The organism is Kribbella sp. CA-253562 (assembly GCF_050942265.1).
GTDB lineage: Bacteria > Actinomycetota > Actinomycetes > Propionibacteriales > Kribbellaceae > Kribbella.
Genome location: NZ_CP192049.1, coordinates 4,409,424 through 4,421,221, shown reverse-complemented (window position 1 = coordinate 4,421,221; position 11,798 = coordinate 4,409,424). Strand labels below are relative to the sequence as shown.

Here is an 11,798-nt window from a genome sequence, read left to right as displayed (position 1 = left end):
GAACCTAACCACCACGAAACCAGCGTTTTGTGAGTGTGTTCGCCGGACTTCGGAGTGGGAAGCCGGAGCGGACTGGGTTGGCTGCCAAGATCGCCGCATGGACGGATTACTGGTCGTGCTGGAAGCTGCCCGGAAGGCGCGAGAGGACGACCAGATCGTCGCCGCGGAAGGAACCTGGCCGGGAGTCGACGACCCAGAGACGCTGAGAGAACAGGTCGCCGATTGGCTGAGTCAGTACGCGAACGCCGGCACCCGGCGGACGTACGGCTACGCCCTTGGACTGCCGATCGCCTGGGTCGACGTCCTGGTGGCGGGGGAGAAGGAAGTTTCTGATGCCCCGAGCAGTGCCTCAGGAGTTCGGCGCGAGGGGCAGTTGCACGACCTGGCCTGGTTCAGGTGGTGTGCGGGCCGGGGGATGGATCCCCGCGCCGCGACCGGGCGCGATGTGAAGGCGTGGCTTCATCTGCTGGATGCGGCGGGCGCCGAGAAGCGGACCCGGCAGCGCATGTTGAGCACGCTCTCCGCGTTCTACGGTCATCTGACCGAGACCGGTGTCGTCCCGGCGAACCCAGCGGCGCTCAACCGGGCGCGCCTCGGGCTGAACCGGAGTTCCCGGGACGCGTCGCCGACCATCCGGCTGACCGCGTCGCAGCTGCACGCGCTGCTCGATGCGGCAGGCAAACTCCCGAACAGGACCCGGTACAAGGACCTGTACGCCGCCCGCGCGGTCGCCGTGGTGGCGCTGCTGACCTTGGGATTGCGAGTCTCGGAGCTCGTCGGGCTGGATCGTCAGCACCTGGTGGTTTCCGGCGGAGAGCCGATGCTCCGGGTGCTGGGCAAGGGCGGCGTGCACCGGGAGGTGTATCTGACGACGCTGGCGGCCGAGGCCCTTGAGCGGTACCTGAGAGAGCGCGATCTAGTGCAAGAGACAACAACTCCCGCCCTGCGCGGCCGGACCAACGGCAAGGCGACGAGTCCGTTGATCGCGACGCGCGACGGGGCTCGCTGCTCGCGCTTCGACGTGAACGCGTTGCTGAAGCGGGTCGCCGTCCAGGCCGGGCCGGCGTTGGAGGACGTCGTGGACAAGGTGCATCCGCACGCGTTGCGGCACGCGTACGTGACGATCGCGCTGGAGCAGGACGCCCGGATCCAGCACGTGCAGGCCGACGTCGGCCACGCGAGCATCGCGACGACGCAGTACTACGACCGCGGCCGCCGCACCCGCGACACCAGCGCCGCGGATCTGGTCGAAGCAGCCATCCGCGCCGCGGGCGACGAGGCAAACGATCGCTCGCCGGCGGAGCACGCCGGGACAGCCGACTCAATGTCCAGCCGAGAGCGCACGCCGGCGGACCAGCCCGATCGCGATCCGGCAGAGCATGCCGATCTCCCGCCGGCGCAGCAATCAGCCGACGACGTCACGCAGGACCCGGCGTACGAGACCAACGGCACCGAACCTCACGCGCGGGCCGGGCAGACGGTGGACTGACGCCTCGGTACTGTCGCGGCATGCGAAGGGCACTCTGGACCGCTGTCGTCACGCTCCTCACCGGGCTCGTCCTGACCGGGTGGGCGGTGCCGGCCGGCGCGTCGCCGGTCACCGGCAGCGAGGTCGGGGACGTGGTCAGCCGGATGCGGCTCGACTACACCGTCAACAAGGACGGTGTGCTGCACGTCAAGGAGACGATCGACTACCGGTTCGGCAGTTCCGGGCGGCACGGGATCTACCGGTTCCTGGTCACCCGCGAGCCGTACGTCGACGACTCCTCGAAGGACCAGAAGTACGAGATCTCCGACATCACCGTCAGCAGCCCGAGCGGCGCGCCCGACGAGTTCGAGGAGACCACCCGCAAGACCAACGGCCAGCGCGACGAGACCGTGCAGATCAAGATCGGCTCGCCCAACGAGACGATCGCCGGCCGGCAGGCCACGTACGTGATCGAGTACGACGTCCGCGGCGCGCTGCGGCACTTCGACGACCACAGCGAGCTGTACTGGGACGCCACCGGTTCCCGCTGGGAGGCGGTCCTCAACCGGGTCGACGTCACCGTCACCGTTCCCGAGGGTGTCCAGCGGGTCGACTGCTTCGCCGGCCCGCACGGCAGCACCGCCACCTGCGAGACCAAGTCGATCTCCGGTGAGCAGGGCGTCTTCGCCGCGTCCAACCTCGACCGCGGCGAAGGCCTGACGATCGTCGCCGGCATCAAGCCCGGCGTGGTGGCCAACGACACCCCGATCATCGTCGACGCGCCGGACTGGCTCGAGCGCAACGGCGTCAACGTGCCCGGCCTGGTCACCGCCGCCCTGGTCACGCTCGCCGGTCTCGCGACCGCGGTCGTCTACGGCCGCCGGGGCAACCGCGATCTGCGGTACGCCGGGATGCCGCCCGGCACGTTCCCGCCGGCCGGCTCCACCGTCGGCGCGGTGAAGGACACGTACGCGACCGACCAGATCCCGGTCGCGTTCTCCCCGCCGCCGATCCCGGTCGGCGAAGGCGGCCTGCTGATCGACGCGAAGGCGAACACGACCGAGACCGCCGCGACGCTGATCGACCTGGCGGTGCGTGGCGCCGTACGGATCGACAACACCGGCGAGGAGCAGAAGGCCGTGCTGCTGAACGCCGGCCTGGCCACCGCACCGCACGAGCAGGTCCTGCTGCAGAACCTCTACCCGACCGGCATGCCCGGCTCCGAGATCACGCTGGAACGCCGCAAGACGGGCGACAACTCGATGCGCCAGGCACACGACGCGATGATCAGTACGCTGCGCGAGCAGATCAGGGCGCGCCAGTGGTACACCCGGATGCCCTGGGCCGCCCGGGGCAAGCAGCTGTCCGGTGTTTTCCCGTGCGCGTGCATCGCGATGGTCGGGATCTGGATCTTCGGCGCCGGCGCGATCGGTACGGTGATCGGCGCGGCGACCGGCGGCCTGGGCCGCGCGGTGGTGATCGGGCTGCCCGTGCTCGCCGTGGTCGTTGCCATCGGCACCTTGATCTCGAAGCGGGCGCGCGGGCAGCGCAGCCCGGCGGGGCGCGCGGTGACCGACCAGCTGATCGGCTTCCGGACCTACCTGGCCACCGCCGAAGCGGACCAGTTGCGGTTCGAGGAGGGCGAGGACATCTTCAGCAAGTACCTGCCCTGGGCGATCGCGTTCGGCCTGGCCGACCGGTGGCAGCGGGTCTGCTCCCAGCTGGTCGCGGCGGGACGGATCCCGGCCGACCCGTACTGGTACGTCGGGCCGTCGTACTACAGCTCCGGCTTCGCGGCGGGCAACATCAGCCAGACCGTGGCGCAAACCTTCGATCCGCCGCCGGCGCCTTCGGGCAGCGGCGGGGGAGGCGGTAGCTCCTCCGGCTTCAGCGGAGGTTCCTCCGGTGGCGGCGGAGGGGGTGGAGGCGGCGGTTCCTGGTGACCGGCTGTCGGGGCACAGCGGGGGAGTGGGCCGCCGCCGGAGCGGCGGCCCCGAAACTCCCGGGAGAGCCGGGCCTGCGTCAGACCTTGCCGCCGGCGGCCGTCGGCGCGGTCGGGTCCGACCCTTCGTCGCCGACCGTCTCGCGGGCCAGGAAGTCCTCGAGGTGGAACAGGTTGTCACCGGCCCGCTTCGCGACGTTGACCAGCGTCGTCATCGCGGCGACCTCCTCGACCTGCTCCTTGAGGAACCACTGCATGAACTGCTCGCCGATGTAGTCGCCGTCGTCGCGCGCGGTGCGGGCCAGCGTCTCGATCTGCTTGGTGACCGTGATCTCCTGCTGCAGCGCGAGCTCCAGCGGGTCGAGCGCGGTCTTGAAGTCGTTGACGACCTCGCCGACGCCGGGGATCTGCGGCCGGACGCCCATGTCGAGCAGGTACCGGACCATCATCATCGCGTGGTTGCGCTCTTCCAGGGCCTGCTTGTAGAAGTGCGCGGCCAGCCGCGGGAGATCCTGGTCGTCGTACCAGACAGCCACTGCCGTGTACTGCTGGGCCGCCGTGAATTCGTTGCGGATCTGTTCTTGCAGGAGTTTCGCGTACGTGCTCATGCTGACCACGGTAGTGCTCGGGACCGCATTTCACACCGTTGGCGAGGCTGGCCTAACGATCGGTCAGACGCCGCGCGCCACGTGCGACCGGATCGCGGGAAGGTTGCCCAGCGGGGCGAAGAAACCGCTGATGCCGTGGTCGAACGTGATCGCCGCGATGCCCTGCTGGGTCCACACCGGCGCCTGGGCGACCGCGTCGGCCGGCGTGAGCGCCAGGACCTCGACCTGCTCGTCGGCACCGGCCAGGCCGTTGGCGACGGCGAACCCACGGGCCCGCTGGGCCGAGGTGAACGCCATCAGGAACGGCTGTTCGCCGTGCACGCCGACGAACGGCTGCGGGTTGGTGGGTTCGCCGCGCTGCACGAACCACCAGCGCTCCAGGGAGAACGTTGCCGCCCACAACTTCTCCTGGTTGGCGGTGCTCGGGTCGGTGCGGACGGCCTCGGCGAAGACGTCGGTCGGGGAAACTTCCTGCATCCCCCGACCGTACGTCGTCAGCGGTTTCCCAGCATCACGATTTCCGTGTCGCCACCGGGCAATGTGATCGTGATCTCGCGACCCTGCACCGCGACGTCGATGCCCTCGGCAAGAGCTTGTGGCGCCAGGGCGTCACGGGTCAGCAACACAGCGTGCACGAGCACGGCCGGTTCGCCGGTGTGGGGAGCGGTGAGATACGGCGTGGCCGAGTGCGGGCCGAAGGCGTTGGCACCGAGTCCGCGGTGGACGCCGGCGGCGGTGTAGCCGTAGAGGCCGATGACCGAGGACTGCAGTCCGTCGGAGGTTCGGGCGGACGCCCACACTGCCGATGGGGCTGGGGAGGCTGGTGTGCCGGCGAGAACGTCGGCGCTGGCTGAGGAGGCGGCGCCGGGAGAAGAGGCGGGGGAGTCGGCGGTTGCGTGGGGCAACGAGTCGGCTGCTACGGCGTAACCGCCGCTGCGGACCAGAGCGCCGGCGGGGCCATCGACCAGCGAGACCCGGATCTCCCAGTTGCCGTGGATCACCGAGGTGGTTTCGATCGGCCACGGGCCCTCGGTGCCGAGCCAGGCTTTGTGCCACGACGAGGCCGTGCGGGTGCCGATGCCGAGGCGGCGGATGCGGCCTCGGGTGCTGGAGCGGCCTTCCTGGTCGACCAGGCAGATCAGGTTGTCGATCGCCGGCGCGTGGTCGGCGAGTTCCGGGCCGGCGTGGTTGGAGTAGGCGAAGCGGTTGTAGTGCGCGTCACCGGCCGGCTCGACGCCTTCGGGCTCGGTGGGCGGCGCGTGGTCGGCGCCGTGGTTGACGAGCCGGACGAGCTGGTCGTGCCGGCTGTTGTGCACGATCCATCCCGGCGCCGGCATCGCCCGGACCTGGTCCTCGTCGTCCAGCGGGATCGAGTCCTCGGGCTCCGACCACACCGGATGTTCCGGCGGCAGCAGCAAACCGATGAACCCCTTCGAAGCCCAGTACGGCGAACCAGGCCCGGAGTACTGCTGCGTCGCCGGCAGGAACGTGTCGTACCACCCGAGCGTCAGCAGCCCGCGCTCGTCCGGCACCCCGTGCTGGACGAAGTGCCGCGCGATCCCCGAGCACAACCGCCGCGTCTGCCCCGGCGACAACGGCGTCGAGTCCAGCAACGCCCCCATCCAGTACGGCGCCGCCGCGGCCATCCGGTACGTCAGCGACCGCCCCTGGTACACCGGAGCCCCGTCGTTCCCGACCAGGTGCACCGCGTCCTCCAGGAACAGCGCGAGCCGCTCCCGATACACCTTCAAGCGGTCCTCGTACTGCGCACCCGGCGTGGCGGCGGCCATCCGCGCCCACAGGCCCGGGTAGAGATGCATCGCCCAGCCGATGTAGTTGTCGAAGTTCTGCCCGTCGCCGTCGGAGTACCAGCCGTCACCGACGTACCAGTCCTCGATCCGGTCCAGGCCGCCGTCGATGTCGTCCTGCGAGTACGGCGCGCCGACCGACGCCAGGAACTGCTCGCTGACCACCTGGAACAGCCGCCAGTTGTTGTCGTGCGTCGTCGACCCGATGAAACCGCCGAGCCACTCGGCGACGTGCTCCTGCGCGCGGGTGTCGAGCCGGTCCCAGATCCATTCGCGGGACTCGTGCAGGGCCACCGCGATCGCGGCCGCCTCGACCATCTGCTGGGAGCGCGGGGTGAGCCGCAGCCAGGATTCCGGGTGGTCGGGGTTCGCGCCGTTGGCGACGCCGCGCGCGTACCGCTCGATCAGCTGCTCGCAGCGCTCGCCCCGAACGCCCCCGATCCGGAACGCGGCGAGCATGAACGACCGGGCGAATCCCTCGAGCTCGTCGGACGCCGTACCGGAGCGGCTCGGGCGGCCGGGCAGTACGACGCGGGCCGAGCCGGGGGAGAAGTACGGGACGAGCGAGTCGAGCAGATGGTCGGCCAGCGCCTCCCAGTGAGCGCGGACCCAGCCGGTCTGACGGGACAGCTCGCGATCGGTGGCGGGCAGGATGAGCCGTGACGTGTGGAGGGTCATGCGATCCTTCCGAGTTCGGCGGGGCTGATGGCGTGCTGCAGCGGCCGTCCGGCGGCCAGCCGTTCGACCTCTCCGACGGCGAGCTCACCCAGCCGGGCGACCTCGTTGCCGAGGGCTCCGGCCAGGTGCGGGGTGAGGAAGACGTTGGGCAGGTCGAGCAGCGGCGAGTCCGGCGGCAGCGGCTCGGGATCGGTGACGTCCAGTACGGCGTCCAGTCGGCCGGCGACGCATTCGGCCTCCAGGGCGCGGGCGTCGACGACCCTGCCGCGGGCGGTGTTGATCAGGACCGAGCCGTCGCGCAGCAGTCCGAGCAGCCGCGCGTCGACCAGCCCGACCGTCTCGGGCAGCAGCGGCGCGTGCACGCTCAGGACGTCACTGCGGCGGAAGAGGTCGTCGAGCTCGACCAGCTCGGCACCGAGCTCCGCGGCCTCGGCCGGGGTCAGGTACGGGTCGCTGATCAGCACCTCGAGGTCGAAGGCTCGCAGCCGGTCGGCGACCATCCGGCCGATCCTCGACGCGCCGAGCAGCCCGACCATGGTGCCGTAGTTGCCTGGGACGTGGGTCGGGTCAGGCCGCTGCCGGTCGCGCTTGTACTCGGCGCCGAGCCGGAACGCCCGCTTGCCGCTGAGCACGATCGTCGCGACGGTGTACTCCGCGACGGGCAGCGCGTTGGCGACCACGGCGGAAGTGACCTGGATCCCGCGGTCGAAGGCGACCGGCGTGACGAATCCTTTCACCGAGCCGGCCGCGTGCACGATCGCGCGCAGCCGAGGCGCCGCGTCGAGCACGTCCGGAGTGATCTGCGGGCAGCCCCAGCCGGTCAGGAGGACGTCGACTCCAGCCAGGACGTCGCGAACCGCCGGGTCGTCGAGGAAGGTGTGCTCGGCGCGGATCGGCAGTACGTCGGCGACGCGCTCGAGCCGGTCGCGCACTGCGGGGACCAGGACCCGGTCACGGCTGTACTCGCTCATCGCGAGCAGCACGGTCGGCCGGGGGACAGCAGGTCGCTGTCCTGGCGACTCGGCCCGGCCGAGTGAGGTCGGCGACTCGGCGGCCCGGCCCGGCGAGTCGGCAGGTACTGACCCAGCCGGCGAGGGGGCGGACGGGGAAGGCTCGGAATCGGTGCGCACAAGAGCACGCTAGCAAGCGCTTTCCGGATCCGCTCGTCCGGTCCGCGTCGCGCGCCGCCCGCTGCCTCCGTACGCCGACCTCGATCACCGGCCGACCGCGGATTCGCCCTCGCGGCGGCTGAGCGGTGCACGAAGTGGTGGCAGAAAGTTCTCGCGGAGCGGAATGACCGCCCGGTGAGTGGGCGTTGTGCAGGGAGAAGGCAGGATGGAGGGGCCTACCGCCCTGTTGGCCAGTGATGAAGGAGACGAGACACATGCTGCGACCGGACGACCTCTACGAGATCGTCGACGAGTCGGTGGCGACCGGCCCGGCGGCGACGCCCAAGGTACTGGTGCACTCGCTCGACGGGTTCATGGACGCCGGTCAGGCGGGGCGGGTCACCGCCGACCACCTGCTCGACGTGCTGGACCACCGGCTGCTCGCGCGCTTCGACGTCGATCTGCTGCACGACTACCGCGCTCGTCGTCCCGAGGTGACGTTCGCCGAGGACCGCTTCATCGACTACACGCCGCCGCAGCTCAACCTGCACCTGCTGACCGACGACGCGGGCGTGGAGTTCCTGCTGCTGGAAGGCGTGGAGCCCGACAACCACTGGAACCGGTTCGCCGGCGCCGTGCGCCAGCTGATCGAGCAGTACAACGTGACGCTGACGGTCGGCGTGCACGGCATCCCGATGGGCGTGCCGCACACCCGCCCGCTGGGCCTGACCGCGCACGCGACGCGGCCCGAGCTGGTCACCCGGTCGAACATCTGGGACGGCGAGATGCGGCTGCCCGCGAGCGCCGGCACGATGCTGCAGGTCCGCCTCGGCGAGGCCGGCAAGGACGCGATGGGCTTCGCGGTCCACGTCCCGCACTACCTGGCCGAGAACCGGTTCCCCGGTGCCGCGCTGGCGCTGGTGCACGCGATCTCCGCGGCGACCGGTCTGCTGCTGCCGAGCAAGGCGCTGCTCGACGAGGCCGCCATCACCGGCCGGCTGGTCGACGAGCAGGTGGAGCAGTCCGACGACGCGGCCGCCGTGGTCAACGCGCTCGAGACCCAGTACGACGCGGCCGCCGGCTCGATCAGCCGGGGCAGCCTGCTGGCCGGGGCGACGCCGTCGGCCGACGAGCTGGGCGCCGAGGTCGAGCAGTTCCTGGCCGAGCTGAACCGCGACGACGACAGCAACTGACGCAGACGACAAAGGGCCCCGGAGCGACACGCTCCGGGGCCCTTTGCGATCGCTCAGACCGACAGCGTGGCCCGATCCGCGGTGGATCGGGTGAGCACCCGGTCGACGCTGTAGCGTCCCGCGCCGACCGCCGCGAGCGTCAGCGAGAGCAGCCCGAGCACGACCACCAGTTCCCAGCCGCCCTCGGCCACGAACACGCCGTTCGACAGGTGCACGAACGCGAACGCGCCGGCCATGTCGAGCGCCAGCAGGACACCGGCCAGCGGCGTGAGTACGCCGAGGATCAGTGCCGCGCCGCCGAGCAGCTCGGCCCCGGCCGCGTAGTACGCCGACAGCGTGGGCGCGGGCACGCCCATCTGCTCGAAGCCCGCCGCGGTCGCGGCCAGCCCGTTGGTGCGGAACTTCTGCCAGCCGTGCGCGACGAACACGACGCCGAGCCCGACGCGGGCCAGCAGGAGGACGAGGTCACGGGCGGCGGCACGGGCGGCGCCGGAGGGGAGGCGGCTCACAAAGGATCTCCTTCGGTCGGAACAACTGTTTGGTTGCGCGTTCAACCACAGCTTACGGGCGGCGACCGAAAGCTCACCGAAAACGACCGGGTGAGTGGAACCACACCAACCGGTACGGCGGACCGCCGGTGCGGCCTGTCAGGATGAGGCATGCCCGAGTCCCTGGAGGATCTGGTCGACCTGCTCGACCTGGAGAAGATCGACGACGACCTGTTCCGCGGCCGCCAGCCGCAGACCTCTGCCCAGCGGGTGTTCGGCGGGCAGGTGCTCGGCCAGGCGCTGGTCGCGGCCGGCCGCACGGTGGAGCCGGAGCGGATCGTGCACTCGCTGCACGGCTACTTCCTGCGGCCCGGCGACACCGCCGTACCGATCGTGTACCGGCCCGAGCCGACCCGTGACGGCAAGACGTTCAGCAGCCGCCGGGTGGTCGCGTCGCAACACGGCAAGCCGATCTTCTACATGTCCGCGTCGTTCCAGCGCCCGGAGGCCGGTCTGGACCACAGCGACCCGATGCCGGACGACGTGGTCCCGCCCGAGGAGGCGCCGACGCTGGCCTCGGTGCTGGAGGCGGCGACCGGGCGCTCGGCCGAGGACTGGAACAAGGAGTGGTCCGCACTCGACATGCGGCTGGCCGGGGTGAGCGGCCGGCAGTTCTGGATCCGGGCCGCCGGCAAGCTTCCCGACGAACCCGCGCTGCACGCCTGCGTGCTGGCCTACGCCAGCGACCTGACGTTGCTCGGGGCAAGTTTGCTGCCGCACGGCCTGGTGATCGGCGACCGGCGGATCCAGCCGGCCTCGATCGACCACGCGCTGTGGTTCCACCGGCCGTTCCGGGCCGACGAATGGTTGCTGTACGACCAGTCGTCGCCGTCGGCGTCCGGTGCCCGCGGGTTCGCCACCGGTCGTCTGTTCACCCAGGACGGCCGGCTGGCCGCATCGGTCGCGCAGGAAGGGCTGATCCGCCCGGTCGGGCTGGACCTCGACGAGCAATAGCGGTTGACGGGCCTGCTAACTTGGTGGACATGCAGCAGCACGCCGTACAGACGACGACGCCGGATCCTGTCCCGGCGCGCTGACTCACGCAGTCTTCCGAAAGCCCCGGGGCGAGTGCCCCGGGGCTTTTGTGTTGTCACCGGTCACTCGCCCGACGAATCGAGCGAGGAACGAAACCATGTTCGACCACCGCAAGTACGGCCGCGAGCTCGGCCTGTTCGACTCCGACCCGCTGATCGGCGCGGGCCTTCCCTACCTGCTGCCCGCCGGCGCGGCGATCCGGCACGCGCTGGAGAGCTACGTCGCCGAGCTGGAACGCCGTGCGGGTTACCAGCACGTCTACTCACCCGTGCTCGGCAAACGCGAGCTCTACGAGATCTCCGGCCACTGGTCGCACTACAGCGACGACATGTATCCGCCGATGAAAGTGGGGGAGGAGGAGGTCGTCCTGCGACCGAGCCTGTGCCCTCACCATGCCTTGATCTACCGGTCCCGCGCCCACAGCTATCGCGAGCTCCCGATCCGGTACGCCGAACTCGGCGGCATGTACCGCTCCGAACTGTCCGGCGTGCTCGGCGGACTGAGCCGGGTCCGCGCGATCCAGCTGAACGACGGCCACATCTTCTGCACCCTCGACCAGGTCGCCGACGAGGCCCGGGCCGCGCTCGACCTGATCCTGCGCGCGTACGGCGATCTCGGGCTCAGCCCGTCCCGCTTCCTGCTGTCGCTGCCCGCGGCCGACGCCCGGATCGGCGAACCCGGCAGCAAGTACGTCGGCGACCAGGAGAGCTGGGACCGCTCGGCCGACCTGCTCGGCTCGGTCCTGCGTGACGCCGGGGTCGAGTACGAGCAGGCGCTCGGCGAGGCGGCGTTCTACGGGCCGAAGATCGACATCCAGCTCGAGGACGCGGCCGGGCGCGAGTACACCCTGTCCACCATCCAGGTCGACTTCCACCAGCCGGCCCGGTTCGAGCTCGAGTACATCGGTGCCGATGGCAACAAACCTGGTGGTGACAAGCTCCGGCCGGTGATGGTGCACCGGGCGATCATCGGCAGCCTGGAACGGGTGATCGCGCACCTGATCGAGCAGCACGGTGGCGCGTTCCCGGCCTGGCTCGCGCCGGTGCAGGTGGTCGTCCTGCCGCTGTCGGACGCCGAGGAGTCCTATGCCGCCGAGATCGCGCGCCGCGCCACCGACCGCGGGCTGCGGGCGGAGATCGCGCACGCCGACGAGGGCACCCTCGGCGCCCGGATCCGGGAGAACCGGCAGGCGCCGTACCAGGTGGTCGTCGGGCCGCGGGAGGTTGCCGCCGGCCACCTGGCGTTGCGGCACCGCGACGGCCACCAGGACGACCCGGCCGAGGCGGGTGCGGTGCTGGACGGCCTGATGGTTGCCTGCCGCCCGGCTACCTTGCAGGAGAATCCGCGGTGAATTTCTTACCCAAGGGTTGATTGTCACTCAGGGCTGCGGGATCGTGACTGTCAGTCGT

At 70.6% G+C, this 11,798-nt stretch carries 10 protein-coding genes; 5 read left to right on the top strand and 5 right to left on the bottom strand.

What is annotated here, in order from left to right:
- The first annotated feature begins 97 nt into the window (after positions 1 to 97).
- Together ACQPXM_RS20885 and ACQPXM_RS20880 are read left to right on the top strand one after the other, a co-directional pair.
- A complete protein-coding gene (locus ACQPXM_RS20885) occupies positions 98 to 1,489 on the top strand; it encodes a tyrosine-type recombinase/integrase (RefSeq protein ID WP_432935529.1) in 1,392 nt (463 codons plus the stop codon).
- A gap of 20 nt (positions 1,490 to 1,509) precedes the next feature.
- Positions 1,510 to 3,411 carry a DUF2207 domain-containing protein gene (locus tag ACQPXM_RS20880; protein WP_432935527.1) on the top strand — a complete coding sequence of 634 codons (1,902 nt, stop codon included), beginning with the start codon at positions 1,510 to 1,512 and terminating at the stop codon, positions 3,409 to 3,411.
- 79 nt (positions 3,412 to 3,490) lie between these two features.
- Here the strand turns inward: ACQPXM_RS20880 and ACQPXM_RS20875 are convergent, their stop codons facing one another.
- The 4 genes from ACQPXM_RS20875 to ACQPXM_RS20860 form a co-directional block, all read right to left on the bottom strand.
- Positions 3,491 to 4,018: a ferritin gene (locus ACQPXM_RS20875; protein ID WP_432935525.1), complete on the bottom strand. Its 528-nt coding sequence runs from the start codon at positions 4,016 to 4,018 to the stop codon at positions 3,491 to 3,493.
- Positions 4,019 to 4,081: 63 nt separating this feature from the next.
- The gene (locus ACQPXM_RS20870; protein ID WP_432935524.1) at positions 4,082 to 4,495 is read right to left on the bottom strand and encodes a hypothetical protein; all 414 of its coding nucleotides are present in this window, start codon (positions 4,493 to 4,495) and stop codon (positions 4,082 to 4,084) included.
- A gap of 17 nt (positions 4,496 to 4,512) precedes the next feature.
- Positions 4,513 to 6,504 carry a DUF2264 domain-containing protein gene (locus ACQPXM_RS20865; protein WP_432935522.1) on the bottom strand — a complete coding sequence of 664 codons (1,992 nt, stop codon included), beginning with the start codon at positions 6,502 to 6,504 and terminating at the stop codon, positions 4,513 to 4,515.
- The gene (locus tag ACQPXM_RS20860; RefSeq protein ID WP_432935520.1) at positions 6,501 to 7,475 is read right to left on the bottom strand and encodes a hydroxyacid dehydrogenase; all 975 of its coding nucleotides are present in this window, start codon (positions 7,473 to 7,475) and stop codon (positions 6,501 to 6,503) included. Before ACQPXM_RS20860 ends, ACQPXM_RS20865 begins: the two co-directional genes overlap by 4 nt.
- Positions 7,476 to 7,888: 413 nt before the next feature.
- Here ACQPXM_RS20860 and ACQPXM_RS20855 point away from each other — a divergent pair, with 413 nt between their 5' ends.
- Positions 7,889 to 8,806 (top strand): proteasome assembly chaperone family protein, encoded by a 918-nt coding sequence (locus ACQPXM_RS20855; protein WP_432935518.1) that lies wholly within the window; start codon positions 7,889 to 7,891, stop codon positions 8,804 to 8,806.
- 53 nt (positions 8,807 to 8,859) lie between these two features.
- On the opposite strand, the gene ACQPXM_RS20850 is transcribed toward ACQPXM_RS20855, so the two are convergent.
- Entirely contained in the window at positions 8,860 to 9,315 is a 456-nt protein-coding gene (locus ACQPXM_RS20850) for a DoxX family protein (RefSeq protein ID WP_432935516.1), read from the bottom strand.
- A 150-nt stretch (positions 9,316 to 9,465) separates the two neighbouring features.
- On the opposite strand from ACQPXM_RS20850, the gene ACQPXM_RS20845 reads away from it, so the two are divergent.
- Both ACQPXM_RS20845 and thrS read left to right on the top strand, forming a co-directional pair.
- A complete protein-coding gene (locus tag ACQPXM_RS20845; protein WP_432935514.1) occupies positions 9,466 to 10,308 on the top strand; it encodes an acyl-CoA thioesterase in 843 nt (280 codons plus the stop codon).
- Positions 10,309 to 10,486: 178 nt separating this feature from the next.
- Entirely contained in the window at positions 10,487 to 11,740 is a 1,254-nt protein-coding gene (thrS, locus tag ACQPXM_RS20840; protein WP_432935512.1) for a threonine--tRNA ligase, read from the top strand.
- The last annotated feature ends 58 nt before the right edge of the window (positions 11,741 to 11,798 follow it).

Coding starts and splice junctions, on each gene's coding strand:
- ACQPXM_RS20885 (WP_432935529.1), top strand. CDS start 98: ATGGACGGATTACTGGTCGTGCTGGAAGCTGCCCGGAAGGCGCGAGAG.
- ACQPXM_RS20880 (WP_432935527.1), top strand. CDS start 1,510: ATGCGAAGGGCACTCTGGACCGCTGTCGTCACGCTCCTCACCGGGCTC.
- ACQPXM_RS20875 (WP_432935525.1), bottom strand. CDS start 4,018: ATGAGCACGTACGCGAAACTCCTGCAAGAACAGATCCGCAACGAATTC.
- ACQPXM_RS20870 (WP_432935524.1), bottom strand. CDS start 4,495: ATGCAGGAAGTTTCCCCGACCGACGTCTTCGCCGAGGCCGTCCGCACC.
- ACQPXM_RS20865 (WP_432935522.1), bottom strand. CDS start 6,504: ATGACCCTCCACACGTCACGGCTCATCCTGCCCGCCACCGATCGCGAG.
- ACQPXM_RS20860 (WP_432935520.1), bottom strand. CDS start 7,475: ATGAGCGAGTACAGCCGTGACCGGGTCCTGGTCCCCGCAGTGCGCGAC.
- ACQPXM_RS20855 (WP_432935518.1), top strand. CDS start 7,889: ATGCTGCGACCGGACGACCTCTACGAGATCGTCGACGAGTCGGTGGCG.
- ACQPXM_RS20845 (WP_432935514.1), top strand. CDS start 9,466: ATGCCCGAGTCCCTGGAGGATCTGGTCGACCTGCTCGACCTGGAGAAG.
- thrS (WP_432935512.1), top strand. CDS start 10,487: ATGTTCGACCACCGCAAGTACGGCCGCGAGCTCGGCCTGTTCGACTCC.